Here is a 22,980-nt window from a genome sequence, read left to right as displayed (position 1 = left end):
ACAGCTTGTCGCTGTCAAGGTCGCCTTCTCTGTGCCACAAACTACCGTCTTGTTTGGCGTAATCACTGGGGCAGCTGGTGGTGTTCCTGTTGTTATTGTAATAACATTAGATTTAACACTCTCGCCACATAAGGTCTTACAAGTAGCGGTGTAGCTTCCTGCTACAGTTACTGTAATACTCGCTCCTTTTTCTCCATTACTCCAGTTTACTTCTCCGTTACAATTCGTGGCACTCAGCACTGCTGATGCTCCTGAACATAACTCCAGCTTAGTTGAAGTTATAACTGGCACCGTTGGCTTAGGTGGTGTTTGAATCGTAATCTTCTTAGTACTCGTTGCACTACCACAGTTATTCGTACAAGTCGCTGTATAATCTCCAGCTGTGTTCACCTGAATCTCGGTGCCTGTAGCTCCGTTGCTCCAAGTTATTGTTCCTGTTGTACAACCTGTTGCTTTCAAGGTAGCATACTCACCATCACAACAAATACCCTTGTTTGTACTGATATCTGGGGCGGTTGGTGGGTTATCTGTTGTAACCTTAACTTCATTAGATTTATCAGAAACCCCACAAATTGTTTTACAAGTAGCAGTATAAGTTCCTGCCGTGGTTACTTGAATAATATTTCCTTCCTCATTATTACTCCAAACTACCACACCATTACAATTTGTCGCTGTTAATGTTGCAAAACTATTAACACATAGATCAGCATTCTTAACTGTAATCACAGGGACTGTTGGGGTATCACCTGTAAATATCTCAATTGGTTTAGATTCCACCGCGGTACCACAAGAATTAGAACATGATACCGTATAGATTCCGGCTACATTTACTGTAATACTAGGTTCATGTGAGCCTGTACTCCAAGTTAATATTCCATTACAGCCAGTTGCTGTCAATGTTGCCGATGAGCCATCACAACAAATCGTTTTGTTTGCTGATATAATCGGCTTCACGGGAGCAGATCCTTTCTCAACTACGATTTCATTTGACTTATCACTGATACAGTCATTAGAAGTACAAGTCGCAGAATATGTTCCTTCTTGCGTTACTGTAATACTAGCTCCGGTGGCACCATTAGACCATTTTACAATACCTGAACAACCTTCGGCCACTAAATTCACAGAACCTCCAGTACAAATTACATTTTGCCCATTTATTTTAATAACTGGGGCAGCTGGTTTTGGTTTAACTGTTACAAATGCATAAGCAATTAAGTTACAATTTTGATAGGTAACGGTTAGGGTATAAGTACCACTATTGTTTGCCTGAGCATTCGGAATATTTATGGTAGTTGTATTACTCACAAATCCGTTTGGTCCCGTCCATTTGTAGGTATATCCAACTCCATAGGTAGGGGCTACAATGTTTATAGTAGCACCTATGCAAACCTCATCATTAATATTCGCTAAGTCTGGTAGGTCAGTAACTATAACTGCTGTCGTGGCTGTTGTTGAACATCCATTCGCATCTTGTATTGTCACTGTGTAAACACCAACATTGGATTGTTTCGCACTAGCAATCGTTGGGTTTTGAACTCCTGAACTAAATCCAGCAGGTCCTGTCCAGCTATAATTAGTTCCTCCGCTTGCGGTGAAGTTTATTGCTGAACCTTCACAAACCGGTGAGTTACTAGAAGCAATACCCACTAACTTGGCTGGTTCTCCCACTACTATACCTTTTACTACTGCAATACATCCTTTAGAGTCCGTTACCGTAACAGAATAGGTACCTGCTGTTAAACCCGTTATTTCTTGAGTTATCTTACCATTACTCCATACATAACTATATCCAGGTGTTCCACCAAATGGGTCAACCTTAGCCGTACCATCTACTCCATTATTACAGCTTACATCCACAGTTGAAGGATTTGCTCCTAGTGCCGTTGGCTGAGTGATGGTTACACTCGCTGTCGCTGTACAAGAGTTCGCATCCGTTACGACTACTGAATAAGTTCCTGCTGCTATACCTGTTAAGTCTTTTGTTATGGCATTATTGCTCCACTTATAAGTCAACACTCCTGTTCCGCCTCCGGCTGTCAAGGTCGCTTTGCCTGATAGGTCTCCGTTACACAATAGGTTCGTTCCTACGATGCTCGCTGTTACTGGCGTTGGCTGAGTGATGGTTACACTCGCTGTCGCTGTACAAGAGTTCGCATCCGTTACGACTACTGAATAAGTTCCTGCTGCTATACCTGTTAAGTCTTTTGTTATGGCATTATTGCTCCACTTATAAGTCAACACTCCTGTTCCGCCTCCGGCTGTCAAGGTCGCTTTGCCTGATAGGTCTCCGTTACACAATAGGTTCGTTCCTACGATGCTCGCTGTTACTGGCGTTGGCTGAGTGATGGTTACACTCGCTGTCGCTGTACAAGAGTTCGCATCCGTTACGACTACCGAGTAGGTGCCTGCTGCTATACCTGTTAGGTCTTTTGTTATGGCATTATTACTCCACTTATAAGTCAACGCTCCTGTTCCGCCTCCGGCTGTCAAGGTCGCTTTGCCTGATAGGTCTCCGTTACACAATAGGTTCGTTCCTACGATGCTCGCTGTTACTGGCGTTGGCTGAGTGATGGTTACACTCGCTGTCGCTGTACAAGAGTTCGCATCCGTTACGACTACTGAATAAGTTCCTGCTGCTATACCTGTTAAGTCTTTTGTTATGGCATTATTGCTCCACTTATAAGTCAACACTCCTGTTCCGCCTCCGGCTGTCAAGGTCGCTTTGCCTGATAGGTCTCCGTTACACAATAGGTTCGTTCCTACGATGCTCGCTGTTACTGGCGTTGGCTGAGTGATGGTTACACTCGCTGTCGCTGTACAAGAGTTCGCATCCGTTACGACTACCGAGTAGGTGCCTGCTGCTATACCTGTTAGGTCTTTTGTTATGGCATTATTACTCCACTTATAAGTCAACGCTCCTGTTCCGCCTCCGGCTGTCAAGGTCGCTTTGCCTGATAGGTCTCCGTTACACAATAGGTTCGTTCCTACGATGCTCGCTGTTACTGGCGTTGGCTGAGTGATGGTTACACTCGCTGTCGCTGTACAAGAGTTGGCATCCGTTACGACTACTGAATAAGTTCCTGCTGCTATACCTGTTAAGTCTTTTGTGATGGCATTATTGCTCCACTTATAAGTCAACACTCCTGTTCCGCCTCCGGCTGTCAAGGTCGCTTTGCCTGATAGGTCTCCGTTACACAATAGGTTCGTTCCTACGATGCTCGCTGTTACTGGCGTTGGCTGAGTGATGGTTACACTCGCTGTCGCTGTACAAGAGTTCGCATCCGTTACGACTACTGAATAAGTTCCTGCTGCTATACCTGTTAAGTCTTTTGTTATGGCATTATTGCTCCACTTATAGCTCAAAGCTCCTGTTCCGCCTCCGGCTGTCAAGGTCGCTTTGCCTGATAGGTCTCCATTACACAATAGGTTCGTTCCTACGATGCTCGCTGTTACTGGCGTTGGCTGAGTGATGGTTACACTCGCTGTCGCTGTACAAGAGTTCGCATCCGTTACGACTACTGAATAAGTTCCTGCTGCTATACCTGTTAAGTCTTTTGTTATGGCATTATTGCTCCACTTATAAGTCAACACTCCTGTTCCGCCTCCGGCTGTCAAGGTCGCTTTGCCTGATAGGTCTCCGTTACACAATAGGTTCGTTCCTACGATGCTCGCTGTTACTGGCGTTGGCTGAGTGATGGTTACACTCGCTGTCGCTGTACAAGAGTTCGCATCCGTTACGACTACTGAATAAGTTCCTGCTGCTATACCTGTTAAGTCTTTTGTTATGGCATTATTGCTCCACTTATAAGTCAACACTCCTGTTCCGCCTCCGGCTGTCAAGGTCGCTTTGCCTGATAGGTCTCCGTTACACAATAGGTTCGTTCCTACGATGCTCGCTGTTACTGGCGTTGGCTGAGTGATGGTTACACTCGCTGTCGCTGTACAAGAGTTCGCATCCGTTACGACTACCGAGTAGGTGCCTGCTGCTATACCTGTTAGGTCTTTTGTTATGGCATTATTACTCCACTTATAAGTCAACGCTCCTGTTCCGCCTCCGGCTGTCAAGGTCGCTTTGCCTGATAGGTCTCCGTTACACAATAGGTTCGTTCCTACGATGCTCGCTGTTACTGGCGTTGGCTGAGTGATGGTTACACTCGCTGTCGCTGTACAAGAGTTCGCATCCGTTACGACTACTGAATAAGTTCCTGCTGCTATACCTGTTAAGTCTTTTGTTATGGCATTATTGCTCCACTTATAAGTCAACACTCCTGTTCCGCCTCCGGCTGTCAAGGTCGCTTTGCCTGATAGGTCTCCGTTACACAATAGGTTCGTTCCTACGATGCTCGCTGTTACTGGCGTTGGCTGAGTGATGGTTACACTCGCTGTCGCTGTACAAGAGTTGGCATCCGTTACGACTACCGAGTAGGTGCCTGCTGCTATACCTGTTAGGTCTTTTGTTATGGCATTATTACTCCACTTATAAGTCAACGCTCCTGTTCCGCCTCCGGCTGTCAAGGTCGCTTTGCCTGATAGGTCTCCGTTACACAATAGGTTCGTTCCTACGATGCTCGCTGTTACTGGCGTTGGCTGAGTGATGGTTACACTCGCTGTCGCTGTACAAGAGTTGGCATCCGTTACGACTACTGAATAAGTTCCTGCTGCTATACCTGTTAAGTCTTTTGTTATGGCATTATTGCTCCACTTATAAGTCAACACTCCTGTTCCGCCTCCGGCTGTCAAGGTCGCTTTGCCTGATAGGTCTCCGTTACACAATAGGTTCGTTCCTACGATGCTCGCTGTTACTGGCGTTGGCTGAGTGATGGTTACACTCGCTGTCGCTGTACAAGAGTTGGCATCCGTTACGACTACTGAATAAGTTCCTGCTGCTATACCTGTTAAGTCTTTTGTTATGGCATTATTGCTCCACTTATAAGTCAACACTCCTGTTCCGCCTCCGGCTGTCAAGGTCGCTTTGCCTGATAGGTCTCCGTTACACAATAGGTTCGTTCCTACGATGCTCGCTGTTACTGGCGTTGGCTGAGTGATGGTTACACTCGCTGTCGCTGTACAAGAGTTCGCATCCGTTACGACTACTGAATAAGTTCCTGCTGCTATACCTGTTAAGTCTTTTGTTATGGCATTATTGCTCCACTTATAGCTCAAAGCTCCTGTTCCGCCTCCGGCTGTCAAGGTCGCTTTGCCTGATAGGTCTCCATTACACAATAGGTTCGTTCCTACGATGCTCGCTGTTACTGGCGTTGGCTGAGTGATGGTTACACTCGCTGTCGCTGTACAAGAGTTCGCATCCGTTACGACTACTGAATAAGTTCCTGCTGCTATACCTGTTAAGTCTTTTGTTATGGCATTATTGCTCCACTTATAAGTCAACACTCCTGTTCCGCCTCCGGCTGTCAAGGTCGCTTTGCCTGATAGGTCTCCGTTACACAATAGGTTCGTTCCTACGATGCTCGCTGTTACTGGCGTTGGCTGAGTGATGGTTACACTCGCTGTCGCTGTACAAGAGTTCGCATCCGTTACGACTACTGAATAAGTTCCTGCTGCTATACCTGTTAAGTCTTTTGTGATGGCATTATTGCTCCACTTATAAGTCAACACTCCTGTTCCGCCTCCGGCTGTCAAGGTCGCTTTGCCTGATAGGTCTCCATTACACAATAGGTTCGTTCCTACGATGCTCGCTGTTACTGGCGTTGGCTGAGTGATGGTTACACTCGCTGTCGCTGTACAAGAGTTCGCATCCGTTACGACTACCGAGTAGGTGCCTGCTGCTATACCTGTTAGGTCTTTTGTGATGGCATTATTGCTCCACTTATAAGTCAACACTCCTGTTCCGCCTCCGGCTGTCAAGGTCGCTTTGCCTGATAGGTCTCCATTACACAATAGGTTCGTTCCTACGATGCTCGCTGTTACTGGCGTTGGCTGAGTGATGGTTACACTCGCTGTCGCTGTACAAGAGTTCGCATCCGTTACGACTACTGAATAAGTTCCTGCTGCTATACCTGTTAGGTCTTTTGTTATGGCATTATTACTCCACTTATAAGTCAAAGCTCCTGTTCCGCCTCCGGCTGTCAAGGTCGCTTTGCCTGATAGGTCTCCATTACACAATAGGTTCGTTCCTACGATGCTCGCTGTTACTGGCGTTGGCTGAGTGATGGTTACACTCGCTGTCGCTGTACAAGAGTTGGCATCCGTTACGACTACTGAATAAGTTCCTGCTGCTATACCTGTTAAGTCTTTTGTTATGGCATTATTGCTCCACTTATAAGTCAACGCTCCTGTTCCGCCTCCGGCTGTCAAGGTCGCTTTGCCTGATAGGTCTCCGTTACACAATAGGTTCGTTCCTACGATGCTCGCTGTTACTGGCGTTGGCTGAGTGATGGTTACACTCGCTGTCGCTGTACAAGAGTTCGCATCCGTTACGACTACTGAATAAGTTCCTGCTGCTATACCTGTTAAGTCTTTTGTTATGGCATTATTGCTCCACTTATAAGTCAACACTCCTGTTCCGCCTCCGGCTGTCAAGGTCGCTTTGCCTGATAGGTCTCCGTTACACAATAGGTTCGTTCCTACGATGCTCGCTGTTACTGGCGTTGGCTGAGTGATGGTTACACTCGCTGTCGCTGTACAAGAGTTCGCATCCGTTACGATTACTGAATAAGTTCCTGCTGCTATACCTGTTAGGTCTTTTGTTATGGCATTATTGCTCCACTTATAAGTCAACACTCCTGTTCCGCCTCCGGCTGTCAAGGTCGCTTTGCCTGATAGGTCGCCGTTACACAATAGGTTCGTTCCTACGATGCTCGCTGTTACTGGCGTTGGCTGAGTGATGGTTACACTCGCTGTCGCTGTACAAGAGTTGGCATCCGTTACGACTACTGAATAAGTTCCTGCTGCTATACCTGTTAAGTCTTTTGTTATGGCATTATTGCTCCACTTATAAGTCAACGCTCCTGTTCCGCCTCCGGCTGTCAAGGTCGCTTTGCCTGATAGGTCTCCGTTACACAATAGGTTCGTTCCTACGATGCTCGCTGTTACTGGCGTTGGCTGAGTGATGGTTACACTCGCTGTCGCTGTACAAGAGTTCGCATCCGTTACGACTACTGAATAAGTTCCTGCTGCTATACCTGTTAGGTCTTTTGTGATGGCATTATTGCTCCACTTATAAGTCAACACTCCTGTTCCGCCTCCGGCTGTCAAGGTCGCTTTGCCTGATAGGTCTCCGTTACACAATAGGTTCGTTCCTACGATGCTCGCTGTTACTGGCGTTGGCTGAGTGATGGTTACACTCGCTGTCGCTGTACAAGAGTTCGCATCCGTTACGACTACTGAATAAGTTCCTGCTGCTATACCTGTTAGGTCTTTTGTTATGGCATTATTACTCCACTTATAAGTCAACGCTCCTGTTCCGCCTCCGGCTGTCAAGGTCGCTTTGCCTGATAGGTCTCCGTTACACAATAGGTTCGTTCCTACGATGCTCGCTGTTACTGGCGTTGGCTGAGTGATGGTTACACTCGCTGTCGCTGTACAAGAGTTCGCATCCGTTACGATTACTGAATAAGTTCCTGCTGCTATACCTGTTAGGTCTTTTGTTATGGCATTATTGCTCCACTTATAAGTCAACACTCCTGTTCCGCCTCCGGCTGTCAAGGTCGCTTTGCCTGATAGGTCACCGTTACACAATAGGTTCGTTCCTACGATGCTCGCTGTTACTGGCGTTGGCTGAGTGATGGTTACACTCGCTGTCGCTGTACAACCATTTACATCTTTGACAGTTACAGAATAAGTACCAATTGCAAGTCCGATTAAGTCTTCAGTTATGGCACCATTACTCCAACTGTAAACTATTGGATCAGTAGCATTTGATACAGTAAGATTTACTTTACCATCATTTGCTCCATTACAAGTTACATTGGTAACAACAGTTGAAACTGTCGTAGTACATGGAATTACTGGTTCATTATCTTCATCATCTTCACCGTCTATATCAATACTTCCATCATTAGGATTTGTATCTTCCGTTCCAATTAAACCGTCACCATCTGGATCAACACCCGAGGTTGGGTCAGAATCAGGGTCATACTGATCAGAAGCCGTAATTTCTGCAATATTGTCATAATCAACACCTGATCCAGGTGCAAGCACTACTGCATCAAAAGTTAATAATGGAATAGCATCATTTGGTGCAGATAATCCATTCCATGTAATTGTACTTCCAGATATTGTACCTCCATTATTAATGTTATGAATTCCGTTGTATCCATTAGGTACATAATCCTTGATCTGCACATTTGAACCATCCTGTGGTCCTAAGTTTCTCAGTTCAATTGTGAAAGTAACTGTATCTCCAACATTTGGAGTTGCATCATTAACCACTTTAATTAAACTCAAATCAGCTACTTGTGGTAGTACTGGCTCATCATCTGCATCATCCTCATCGTCTGGGTCAATACCCGTATCGTTTGGATTATTATCTACAGAACCTATTAGACCGTCACCGTCTATATCGGCAGCGTTCGTTGGGTCTGAATCTGAATCATACTGGTCTACGTCTGTAATCTTAGCAATGTTGTTATAAACCACACCCGTTAATGGTGCTTTAACTTTCACATCAAACTTCAACTCTGCCGATGCTCCATTGAGTATGCTCGCTACACTCCAATTGATTGTACTTCCTGTCGCTATGCCGCCTGCTGTAATATTAGTAATTGCTTCGTATCCGTTTGGTACGACATCTTCTACTTTAACATTCGTTGCGGTTTGAGGGCCTTTGTTGCTCACCTTGATAGTAAACGTTACTACGTCTCCTACGTTTGGTGTGCCATTGCTTACCGTTTTCACTAACTCTAGGTCAGCTACTTGTGGTGCTACTGGCTCATCATCTGCATCATCCTCATCGTCTGGGTCAATACCCGTATCGTTTGGATTATTATCTACAGAACCTATTAGACCGTCACCGTCTATATCGGCAGCGTTCGTTGGGTCTGAATCTGAATCATACTGGTCTACGTCTGTAATCTTAGCAATGTTGTTATAAACCACACCCGTTAATGGTGCTTTAACTTTCACATCAAACTTCAACTCTGCCGATGCTCCATTGAGTATGCTCGCTACACTCCAATTGATTGTACTTCCTGTCGCTATGCCGCCTGCTGTAATATTAGTAATTGCTTCGTATCCGTTTGGTACGACATCTTCTACTTTAACATTCGTTGCGGTTTGAGGGCCTTTGTTGCTCACCTTGATAGTAAACGTTACTACGTCTCCTACGTTTGGTGTGCCATTGCTTACCGTTTTCACTAACTCTAGGTCAGCTACTTGTGGTGCTACTGGCTCATCATCTGCATCATCCTCATCGTCTGGGTCAATACCCGTATCGTTTGGATTATTATCTACAGAACCTATTAGACCGTCACCGTCTATATCGGCAGCGTTCGTTGGGTCTGAATCTGAATCATACTGGTCTACGTCTGTAATCTTAGCAATGTTGTTATAAACCACACCCGTTAATGGTGCTTTAACTTTCACATCAAACTTCAACTCTGCCGATGCTCCATTGAGTATGCTCGCTACACTCCAATTGATTGTACTTCCTGTCGCTATGCCGCCTGCTGTAATATTAGTAATTGCTTCGTATCCGTTTGGTACGACATCTTCTACTTTAACATTCGTTGCGGTTTGAGGGCCTTTGTTGCTCACCTTGATAGTAAACGTTACTACGTCTCCTACGTTTGGTGTGCCATTGCTTACCGTTTTCACTAACTCTAGGTCAGCTACTTGTGGTGCTACTGGCTCATCATCTGCATCATCCTCATCGTCTGGGTCAATACCCGTATCGTTTGGATTATTATCTACAGAACCTATTAGACCGTCACCGTCTATATCGGCAGCGTTCGTTGGGTCTGAATCTGAATCATACTGGTCTACGTCTGTAATCTTAGCAATGTTGTTATAAACCACACCCGTTAATGGTGCTTTAACTTTCACATCAAACTTCAACTCTGCCGATGCTCCATTGAGTATGCTCGCTACACTCCAATTGATTGTACTTCCTGTCGCTATGCCGCCTGCTGTAATATTAGTAATTGCTTCGTATCCGTTTGGTACGACATCTTCTACTTTAACATTCGTTGCGGTTTGAGGGCCTTTGTTGCTCACCTTGATAGTAAACGTTACTACGTCTCCTACGTTTGGTGTGCCATTGCTTACCGTTTTCACTAACTCTAGGTCAGCTACTTGTGGTGCTACTGGCTCATCATCTGCATCATCCTCATCGTCTGGGTCAATACCCGTATCGTTTGGATTATTATCTACAGAACCTATTAGACCGTCACCGTCTATATCGGCAGCGTTCGTTGGGTCTGAATCTGAATCATACTGGTCTACGTCTGTAATCTTAGCAATGTTGTTATAAACCACACCCGTTAATGGTGCTTTAACTTTCACATCAAACTTCAACTCTGCCGATGCTCCATTGAGTATGCTCGCTACACTCCAATTGATTGTACTTCCTGTCGCTATGCCGCCTGCTGTAATATTAGTAATTGCTTCGTATCCGTTTGGTACGACATCTTCTACTTTAACATTCGTTGCGGTTTGAGGGCCTTTGTTGCTCACCTTGATAGTAAACGTTACTACGTCTCCTACGTTTGGTGTGCCATTGCTTACCGTTTTCACTAACTCTAGGTCGGCTACTTGTGGTACAACTGGCTCATTATCCTCATCATCCTCGCCGTTAGTATCTACACTTCCATCATTTGGATTGTTATCTTCAGTTCCAATTAAACCATCACCATCTGGGTCAATTCCTGATTTAGGGTCTGAATCAGGATCATATTGATCAGAAGCTGTTATCTCAGCCAAGTTATCGTAGCCCACTCCTTGAAGAGGTGCCAACACGACGGCGTCAAAAGACAATATCGGTATTGCATCATTTGGTGCTGATAGATTACTCCATACTATGGTATCATTTGCAAACAATCCTGAATTGCTAATATTATGAATATTAGTGTATCCATTTGGAAGATAATCTTTCACTTGTACTCCAGTTCCATGGTTTGGACCGGCATTGCGAACTTCAATATAGAAGGTCACCGTATCTCCAACATTTGGTGTCGGATCGTTTACTCTTTTCACAAGACTTAAATCAGCGATAAGAAGATAACCTGCGTCAATCCTAGGCTCTTTCTCGCCACTTGTAAGCGTTACCACATGAGACTTTCCAGATATTTTGTCCGCATCAGAATCATTATTAACATCATTTAAGTCTGTATTTTGACCAGTAGCATTTGCAGTAGTCAGACTAGCCGCTGGGTCTCCCGTAATAGTGGCATTCAGTGGGAACACAACAATGTAATCCCCTGGTATCAGATTGGTAAATTCATAAGACCCATTAGGCTTAGTTAACACCGAGCCTATTGCTACACCGTCAGCGTCAACAACAGGATTACCTGAAGCATCTGTTAAGTTAATGGCTACACCTCCTAAACCTAGTTCTCCTATATCCTGTATGCCATTTGCATTATTGTCAACAAAAACGGTATCACCAAGACTTGCTGGCAGGTAGTATCCCGCATCTACTCTCGGCTCAAATTCACCATAAGATAATGTATATGATTCCGTTAATCCTGAAATTCTATCTGCATCTGAATCCTTGTTTGTATCACTACCATCCGTATTACCACCTGTTGCATCATCTTTGGTTAATTTGCCCCCTGATGTTCCATTAATTGTAGCAGTCGTTGGGAATGTTACCGTATAAACTCCAGGCTCCAACCCAATAAACTCATAGAAACCTTGTGGGTTAGTAGTTGCAGTCTGAGCTGGTATTGCCGAACCGTTAACTATTCCATTTAGAGTAACTTTTATTCCTCCAAGTCCTATTTCTCCCGGATCTTGCAAGCCATTACCGTTGTTATCTACAAAAACGGTATCTCCCAAAGCAGCCAGTAGATCAATACAAGCCGTATCTCTATCTATTTCAAATTCATTCAGGTCTAATAGAACTGATTCATTGAAAAGACCATTTCCTTTGGTAAGTGTATTATTACCTCCAGAAGCAGAACATTCAGTGTATTTATTATCTCCAGAAGAACTTTGTTCAAGGTTTAACTTAACTCCTACAGTTAAAATATAAGTATGCTTTTGTCCGATTGCCAAAGCGACATCCTGTGATAAGTTCCAAATTGCGTCTCCAGTATTTAAAGTATTTGGAGCTACGCCTGCATTATTAGTATAACTGACAGATTGAATCTCTACATCAGAATCAAAACCAGGAGCATCTTGTAATCCATAAATCCCTTGGGCTCCACCTTTGTTTTCAACTTCAATAGTGTACTCTATGATATAATCATCTCTATCAATTTGTGTTCTATTTGAAGCAACTTTCGTGTGTACAATATAAGGTAAGTCGCCACATGCTGTATCTTTTTCTATTACCTGCTCTTTCAGGTCTAAAAGGAATGACTCGTTAAACAGACCTTCTCCTGCTGTGAATTCTGAGGAGGTACTCTTAGTACCACAAGCCTGGTAAATATTATCTCCACTCGAGCCAGAACTCAGGTCGATCTGCGTTTCAACACTTACGGTATAAGTGTGTGTGCCACCCGCAGCTAAAGTAATATCCTGCGATAGGTTCCAGGGACCATTGCCAGCCAAGGCTCCGCCTGGTACTGTTGGTGCTGTAGAGGTATAAGATGCACTTAAGATTGAAATATCATCCTCATAGCTTGGATCATCTTTCAGACCATAGGTCCCTGCTGCTGCTCCAGTATTCTTAACCTCTATCTCATAAGTTACCGTGTACTTATTATTTCCTTTTGGTGTAACTACACCAAAAGTCTTCGTATGCGTAATAAATGGTAAGTCACCACAAGCAGTGTCTTTCTCAATAACCATTCCTTCGCTGTCTTTCAGAATCGACTCATTGAACAAGCCTTCGCCTGCTGTATAGTCTGTCGTGGTGCTTTTTGAACCACAAGCAGTATAAACATTGTCGCCTCCTGATCCTGCACTAAGGTCTATCTTCACTTTCACAACTACCTGATAGGTTTCTGTTGCTCCCGCGAGAATGGTATTATTAGTCGTTAATGTTAGTGGGAATGCATCACCCGTAAAGGCTGCTGCTCCCGTTTCAGGTGAGCTGAAACTTCCATCTATTATCTCAATATCATCTTCAAAGTTAGCGTCATCTTCAAGTGAATAAGTCGTGCTTACGCCTCCCTTATTCTCTACTTTGATTTCATAAACTACCTGATGCTCATTGTTTCCAAGGTCTGTAATACTCTTTACAGTCTTGGCATGAACAATATAAGGTAAGTCGCCACAAGCCGTATCTTTCTCAATCACCTGCTCTTTCAGGTCTAAAAGGAATGACTCGTTAAACAGACCTTCTCCTGCTGTGAATTCTGAGGACGTACTCTTAGTACCACAAGCCTCGTAAATATTATCTCCACTCGAGCCAGAACTCAGGTCGATCTGCGTTTCAACACTTACGGTATAAGTGTGTGTGCCACCCGCAGCTAAAGTAATATCCTGCGATAGGTTCCAAGGACCATTGCCAGCCAAGGCTCCGCCTGGTACTGTTGGTGCTGTAGAGGTATAAGATGCACTTAAGATTGAAATATCATCCTCATAGCTTGGATCATCTTTCAGACCATAGGTCCCTGCTGCTGCTCCAGTATTCTTAACCTCTATCTCATAAGTTACCGTGTACTTATTATTTCCTTTTGGTGTAACTACACCAAAAGTCTTCGTATGCGTAATAAATGGTAAGTCACCACAAGCAGTGTCTTTCTCAATAACCATTCCTTCGCTGTCTTTCAGAATCGACTCATTGAACAAGCCTTCGCCTGCTGTATAGTCTGTCGTGGTGCTTTTTGAACCACAAGCAGTATAAACATTGTCGCCTCCTGATCCTGCACTAAGGTCTATCTTCACTTTCACAACTACCTGATAGGTTTCTGTTGCTCCCGCGAGAATGGTATTATTAGTCGTTAATGTTAGTGGGAATGCATCACCCGTAAAGGCTGCTGCTCCCGTTTCAGGTGAGCTGAAACTTCCATCTATTATCTCAATATCATCTTCAAAGTTAGCGTCATCTTCAAGTGAATAAGTCGTGCTTACGCCTCCCTTATTCTCTACTTTGATTTCATAAACTACCTGATGCTCATTGTTTCCAAGGTCTGTAATACTCTTTACAGTCTTGGCATGAACAATATAAGGTAAGTCGCCACAAGCCGTATCTTTCTCAATCACCTGCTCTTTCAGGTCTAAAAGGAATGACTCGTTAAACAGACCTTCTCCTGCTGTGAATTCTGAGGACGTACTCTTAGTACCACAAGCCTCGTAAATATTATCTCCACTCGAGCCAGAACTCAGGTCGATCTGCGTTTCAACACTTACGGTATAAGTGTGTGTGCCACCCGCAGCTAAAGTAATATCCTGCGATAGGTTCCAAGGACCATTGCCAGCCAAGGCTCCGCCTGGTACTGTTGGTGCTGTAGAGGTATAAGATGCACTTAAGATTGAAATATCATCCTCATAGCTTGGATCATCTTTCAGACCATAGGTCCCTGCTGCTCCTCCAGTATTCTTAACCTCTATTTCATAAGTAACCGTGTACTTATTATTTCCTTTTGGCGTAACTACACCAAAAGTCTTCGTATGCGTAATAAATGGTAAGTCACCACAAGCAGTGTCTTTCTCAATGACTACTTCATCCCCGTTTAGAAGTGATGCAACATTAAATAACCCTTCACCAGAGCTTAAGGTTTGCGAACTTCCAGAACCACATTTTTTGTATATATCATCGCCGACAAGACCGTCATTAAGGTCGATCTTAGCTCTTACAACTATTGTATAAGTATGGGCTGATCCTCCAGTTAACGGAACATCATTTGAAATCGCCCATGGTCCATTGCCATTTAGGTTAGTACCCGGGAAACCAGGAGCATCCGAAGTATATGTCGCAGAAATGATAGTTACATCATCATCAAATGATGGGGTATCAGAAACGCCATAAGTGGTTGGAGCTACTCCTGAATTATTAACTCCAATGGTATAGGTTATATCAAATTGATTATTACCTAAATCAGTAGCCGAAATAAAGGTCTTTTTGATATTCAGTTTAGGGTTTCGGATCAATCCAAAATCAACGGTCATATCCCCGTAAGAATCCTTCAGATTATCTTGAGCACCACCTGTCTTATTGTCTGTATTACCTAGTAATTCATCATTCCCAGTCGGTTCTCCATTTGGTTCAAGGATAATTACCTGTGATACAACATCTTGACCGGCAGCTGTCTGGCTACCATTATTATTTCCATCTACTTCTTCCGTATTAATTGTAGTCTCACTTACATATTGATATCCTACCGGAAGATTTGAACCTGTAATTTTCACCTGATAAGTGCCCGGAATTAGTCCGTCAAAATAATAATTACCATCAGTATCGGTTACATCAGACTTAATGAAATTATTGCTTCCATCATAAAGAGAAACTGTAATACCCGAAAGACCCTCTTCATTACTGTCTATAATTCCATTATTATTCTCATCCGCCCAAACTGTAGATCCTATACTTCCACAAGAGTCTGCTTTAACCACAGTGCTTGCGGTAGCTATACAGCCATTCTTATCAGTAACCGTAACAGTATATGAACCTACTCCCAAACCGGTAGCAGAAGCAGTCGTCTGAACAGGATTGGTATTCCAACTATAAGAATAAGCCAGAGTTCCTCCATTAACGTTAGCTGTGGCTGTACCATCCAAATCACCAAAACAATCTATTCTTATTTCTGGCACACTTACCGTCAACAAGTTTGGTTGAGTAATTGTTACAGAGGCACTCGCTGTACAGCTATTTGCATCGGTCACTGTGACACTGTATGTTCCACTTACTAAACCAGTAGCCGTTGCCGTAGTTTGACCATTACTCCATAAATAAGTGTAATTAGGTTTTCCTTTTGTTACTGTAGCCGTTGCAGTACCATCTGTTCCTCCAAAACAAGAAACATCTGTCTTAGTTACGGTTAAAGCAGTTCCATCAAAGATGGTAATAGTAACCTCATTGGAAGACCTTGTTCCACAACAGTTTGTCGCATTTCTTCTATATTTTGTAGTTTCTGTTAAGAATGGAGGATCGTAAGATTTCCCCATTTCATTTGCAATATCTACCCAAGCTCCATTTTTAAATACTTGCCACTGATAAACTAAATCGTTATTTACTGACTCGCATTTAATAAGATTGGTTATCTGACCATCTACTGGAATTGAAGATGAAACTAATTTTAGAGAGCCAAATTGATCACCAGTTACAATTGGAACAGAACAAGAAAGGTGAATTTTTACAGTTTGGCGAAGTAATGCTTTAGTAGCATTATCATAAATTTTAACTTCAACGGTGCTGGTCATCTTATCACCATTATTAGTGACTGTGAAACGTCCATTCAAAGCCACTGTTCCCTTAAAATAATCACCATTATTTACCTCTATATAAACTTCTGGATCACCGTTGGTATTTCCAATGCTATCCCATTTCCCACCAATTGTCCCTTGATGGTTCTGAGGCACTTGATTACTTCCTCCATTATAAAGTAGATCAACGGCTATTGGCTTAGTTCCTAAATCGCAGCAATCTTCTACCACTGTATTCCCACATTCGCCTGTAGCATCGATGACACTATTTATTACACTTGCATCAAATGGACCACAATTTGATTGGTCCGGTGCAATAGTTCCAGGTTCCAAAATCTCATTGTTTAATTCAACCAATACTTGGTCTGTGTCAGAACAGCCCGTTGCATTATCAGTTACGGTTAATGTATAGGTCGTAGTTACCGTTGGACTTACCGAAATACTTTGAGTTGTAGCTCCTGTGCTCCATAAGTAAGAATAATTACCTGCGGTATTTGGTAAACCATTCACCCAAGCATCTACGATTGAAGTAACATTCCATTTGTAATCTTGTTTCGCAGTTACCAACTGGCTTGCCAACATTGGATCTCCTGGATTAATTACACCAGCAGTATTCCAATTTACACCCTGAGCACTTTTAAGCCAAGTCACCTTATCTGCATCCCAAGCAGTTGAAATAGGATACACACCTACCGTTAAATTTCCTGTATCCTTAGATTTTAAAACTAATTCTGCTTTGTCAATTTTACCGGAAATTGAGCTAATATTAAAATTAACTAAAGACCTATCATTTTCCTTTCCGTCATATCCTACAGCAATATCATCATGATTATGAGTCATATGATCCGAACCACTTTCAATACGTGCCCTTTGTGATGCCAATATCGTAATTGGTGTAGAGCTTCCGTTTTGATAAATCAACAATCTTGGTCCTTCAGAACCATCCTTCTCAAATTCAATATTATTCTCTGTTGACGTATTTTCTGGTTCAGATTTAAGTAGGAAACCATTGGATGAAGAAGAAAAGCCAACACCACCAGTTAAGGTGGTTGCACCACCATCACAGACTGTTTTATCTACACCGGCGTTTGCATAAACCTGTGGCTTAACTGTTTTAGTCACTATGTTAGAGTAACCAAAACCACAACAGTTAGTCGCTACTCTTCTATAGCTCGTAGTTGTAGTGATATACCCAGGATTATAAGTAAGGCCTGTTGCCCCAGTAATGACGTTCCAGTTACCATTACCCATCTTTGATTCCCAAGTATATTTAAGTCCACTTGAGCCACCATATGTTACATTATTAGAACCTTTAACCGCTGTTAGTAAAAGTGAACCAAATTGATCACCTATTGTAATTGGAACTGAACAAGAGGTATGAATTGTGACAGTTTGTAAAAGTGTTCCACCTTGCTGATTATAAATGCTTACAACAATAGGATTAGATAGTGTAGACCCTCCATTTGTAACCGTAAATTCAGAACCATTAGCAACAGTTCCAGTGTATTGACTATTATTAACAGAGACATAAACACTGGCAGCACCATTAGAACCTGAACCACTTTCAGTACAATCCCATTTGCCACCTTTTGTTCCCTGAGTATTTACAGATTGAGAACAGTTTTTACCATTATATACTAATGTCATTGATAATGGCTTCCCTGAACCAGAATCACAAATATCATTACCTGTTATCTCTGGACCCCCACAATCTTCTCCATCTGATTTTGTTACACTCGTAATAAGGGCCGCCATATAAGGTCCACATAAAGATTCATTATCTTTTATTGTACCTCCTGAAACAGTCTTTGGAGTAATTGTTTTAGTAACAACATTAGAAAAACCTTCTCCGCAACAGTTCGTAGCTACTCGTCTAAATTGCGTTGTTTGAGATATTTTTGAAGGTTGATAATCTTTTCCTGTAGCTCCTGCAATCGCTAACCAAGTTCCGGAAGTTCCAGCTCTTTGTTGCCAAGTATATTTGATTCCACTTGTACCACCGTATGTTACATTATTAGAACCTTTAACTGCAGTCAGTAAAAGTGAGCCAAATTGATCGCCTATTGTGATTGGAACAGAGCACGATGTGTGAATCGTAACCGTTTGCAAAAGTGTTCCACCTTGCTGATTATAAATGCTTACAACAATAGGATTAGATAAGGTAGACCCTCCATTGGTAACCGTAAATTCAGAGCCATTGGTAACAGTTCCAGCGTATTGACTACTATTGACAACGATATAAACACTGGCAGCACCATTAGGACCTGAACCACTTTCTGTACAATCCCATTTGCCACCTTTTGTTCCTTGAGTATTTACAGATTGAGAACAGTTTTTACCATTATATACTAATGTCATTGATAATGGCTTCCCTGAACCAGAATCACAAATATCATTACCTGTTATATCTGGCCCTCCACAATTCTCACCACCAGATTCCGTCACATTCGTAATTGTCGTTGGGACATAAGGGCCACAAAAATCTTCATCCGCTTTTATGGTTCCGCCCGTAGGTTTTAAGAAATTCGTAACTACTGTGGTTGCTGTGGCACTACAGTTGTTTCCGGTAGTTGCCGTAACTGTATAAGTACCAGTAATAGTGGTAGTTGCCGTGGCATTATTTTGTGTAACAAATCCAGAAGGCCCTGACCATGAATAAGATACACCACTTGATGTTGAAGATGCCGTTAAAGTTACAGTCTCACCTTCACATTTTGGAGAATTATTAGTTGCTGTAACAGCAATATTATCGGATTTATTACATGCTATTAATTCAATATTATCTAAATCCCAAGCAGAAATACTTGCTCCATTTCCAACTGCGTCAAACGCAGTCAATTGGAACTCATAAGTTGAATTTGCCGTAAATTCAAAATCAGGGTCACTGCTTAAATCGATATTCTCAGTAGTCCAGTTAGTAGGACTGGTAGAACGATTTAATGACTCAAATACCAAACTTCCTGATTTATAGATCCTTAAAGAGTATTTCTTAGGGTAATTATTCGATGCCGACCCGCCACTAGATGCCGGTGATGGTGAATAATTCAGTGTTGCAGCTGCCCTTTGGTTAAATTTAAGTGAAGTAATATCACCAATTTGTGATGGTTTTAATGTTACACTAAACTTAACAGCTTTACCCCAATCTGCACTAGAACCTGTATTGGCACTAACACACATGGCTCTATCACTATTAGACTGCCCTGTAAAACCAACTACACAACTATGGAAATTTGTATTAGCGTTGTCTCTGTATACATTTGTTGCCGTAATTGTAGAAAAATTAGCATTATTTGGATAGGTAGGTAAAAATTCACTGTAACTATAAGCTTCGTTTAAAGCAAGACACTGATCTAAGTTCCATTTAACAACGGTCTTAGGTGTACAAGTCAAACATATATTATTATTACAGTTAGGATCTACTGTAACTGTTACAGATTGGTCGGCACTACAAGACCCATTTGAACAACTAACTAAATAACTAGTTGTGGCTTGTGGGCTTACCGTAATCTTGGCAGTAGTAGCACCTGTATTCCATAAAATAGTACCAGAGCAATTAGAAACTGTTAGATCTATAGACTCTCCTTTACAGATATTTGCATTACTAACGTTTATAACTGGCTTAGGAACAGTGGTACCACAACAGCCGTCTAATTTCACATTATCGATTTCCCAAACCGTACAGTTTCCCGTTGGATTAAAACCAATAATTTCAAAATCATAAGTTGTGGCCGCATCAGAAATGAAATTTCCTGTTTCTGCAAAAGTTACAGTTTTGTCTTTCCAAGATTTCGTTAATCCCGTAATAACCTCTTCATGAACTTTTTCACCGTTCTTAAAAACATAAAGTACTAAAGACTGAGAGCCACCATCTGTACACTGATAACCACTTCGTTTATAACTAAACTTTAAGTTGCCTAATTTATAAGACTTACCACTTGAAGGTGTAATGGTTGTAGAAAATCTTACGGCCTTATCATTACCGGCATTCGGAGTAGTGGTTGAACTAATTCCATTCACACACATGGCATCGGAACCATCGGGACCATCTGCACATGAATGTTTATTTACATCAGGATTTAATCTATAAATAGTAGAAGCCGAAATTTCACCACAACCTCCTTTATTTATGCTTGGTGTAAATTCTCCATACCAGTTACCACCTGTTCCTGTATTACAATTATTTAAATCCCAACTTACTAATGTAACTGGTGTACAGTTTGGAACACAAACTGGGGTTTCTTCACAATTACTATTGACTATAATATTTACAGTAGAAGTAACGCTACAAATTTTCCCTCCAGAAATAAAGCTCGCGGTAACAGTATAAACTCCAGCCTGGTTTGACTGAAGATTACTAAGAGAAAAAGATTGAGTCGTACTAACAACCGTATTGGTAGGAGATTTCCATGAATACGACGGACTACAAGAAGATGGAACATCACCTTTAAACTGAGCATTGAAAGTTACATCACCGCCTACACAAATAGATGGAGCACTCGCTGTGGCTGTAAGTTCAAAAGGAACAATATTTCCTAAGTTGAAGTTAAAGTCACCATGACTACTTTTTCCAGACCAACCGTTGGTACCACTGTTTTTGAAATTCAGTTCAAACCAACCGCTAGCTCCAAAATCATTGGTATTCACATTTGCCCCTGTTCCAATTTGAAACGAAGGCATGGTATTGGTTGAATTATCAGATATTTCTATTTCAAGTCCACTATAAATACCACTCGCTCCCCCATTTATTGTTCCTGACGCACTGGTATAGTAATACAGGTCATTTCCATATGTAGTACAAGAATTGGCTTTCGGACTATATTGTGGCGTAACGGCTGTTCTACCCGAAAGTACATAGACTACGTCTAGATAATCATTTGTTCCGCCCGCTGCAGGTTTTACTCTACCATAAATTTTGGCGGTTCCATCACAATATTCTTCAAACTTAAGATCTGTCGTTTTAAAATATTGATGATTAGTCTTTCCTGCTGAAGAATTCATGTTCAGCCATAAAGCGTAGTACGTACTTGACGATGTATTACAAGCTCCAGAAAGTTTATTATCAGTAATTACCCTAGAACCAGAAAAACAAACAGGGTCGTTTGTACCAATATCTTTAACCGTAATAACATATTTCACAAAAGACCCACAAGGATCTCCAGATTTGAAATAGGCATAATAATAATAGGTACCGTTAGAGGAGGGTGCTGTCACCTGCAGCGAAGCCGCTCCACCTGAAACATTAGCCTGACCAACAACCGTCTTATTTGTAAGCTGAGAAAGAGCGGTAACGTTTTGCGTAGATCTCACCCACTCTAACACCGTATTATTTGGTGCATTGGTACTCAAACTCAGCGGAAAAACTTGGTTCTTAACAGCCTCAGCCGTACTTGGGTCTGGGTTAGTTAAAGTAAAATAAGTACACGCAGGAGGGGCAACATATACACCACTGGTTCCTGATGTCATACTAAACTTAGCAGAACTCGTATACCAACCCCCAACGAAAATGCCATTGCTTAATGAAGACGTTTCAAAGCTTTTATTGGGATCTCCGGTTGTTAACCAATATCCAGTAAAGAATCCGCCTCCACTGAAATCACTTGCACCTGAAACTAAGGATCCGGTTCCATTATTTGTTCTCGGTCCTTGAGGATAAGGAAGTGCAGGATTACTCCCCCCCCCACTAGCGTTTAGATCTCCTGCGACATTTATAAAATTTGATGGCAATAATCCTCCTAGAGGAACAATTGCTCCACCACTTTGAGGCTTTACAGTTCCTTGATAACCATTATTTGGATTGCCATCTTCATCCCATCTAAGAATGAAAATGTCACTAGCGTCTCCTGTAATATTTATTTGTGAGCTAAAACCTAGACCCGATGTAATATTGATGACAAAAGTTTCCGCTATACCATTTTGTGTATTTAAACCATTTAATGAAGTGGAAGATTTACTAGAATATCCTGAAGTCGCAGATAAAGCGTTGATTTGAGCAAAAGCAGAACTTAAATCACTTTCCAAACCACTTATTCTAGAACCTTGATTAAGACTAGCAGATGCCTTACCAGAATTATTATCTACGATGTCTTGCCAATCACTGAGCGAGGAAGCATTGGTATAAATAACACCTGAGTATGCAAAAGAACCAGATGTCCTTTCACTGGCCTGAATCCCATCTACAGCAACATTGCCTACAAAACCCTTTGAAGCACTTTGCCAATTGGCATCATCACTTCCGTTAGTGAAGACTAAATGATAATCTGTCAAGTTTCCAAGGTTTACACCTCCTAAAACCGTCTGGGCTTGAGTTGACCCAATGACAATTGCCAGGAGAGCAGTTAACAAAACCCTTTGCAAAAAGGAATGTACAATAATATTCCTCAAAGAAAACAAAACATCTTCTTTGTAAACGGAATTAAGAATTGCCGAAGACTTAAAAACAGTTCCAAAAGATTCTTTTAGACGTGCAAATGATTTAAGAATTCCAAACACTATTAGCGTATTAAAAATACGCATGCTGGTTTTTGTGGAAGAACTTTTAATAGTACTCAT

Annotated in this window: 1 protein-coding gene (running past one end of the window); it reads right to left on the bottom strand. The window is 42.2% G+C overall.

Annotation, left to right across the window (positions count from 1 at the left end; genetic code table 11):
* Window positions 1-22,980, bottom strand: partial view of a DUF7467 domain-containing protein gene (locus tag ACSBFT_RS21385; protein ID WP_489602368.1) — the 5' portion only. The gene continues 11,229 nt to the left of window position 1, outside the view; 22,980 of the gene's 34,209 nt are visible here — the first part of the coding sequence; the start codon lies at window positions 22,978-22,980; its stop codon lies off the left edge, out of view.

The organism is Arcticibacterium sp. SM2516, from assembly GCF_057914865.1.
The sequence above is the reverse complement of the archived record's forward strand: the minus strand, read 5'-3'. Positions and strand labels throughout refer to the sequence as shown.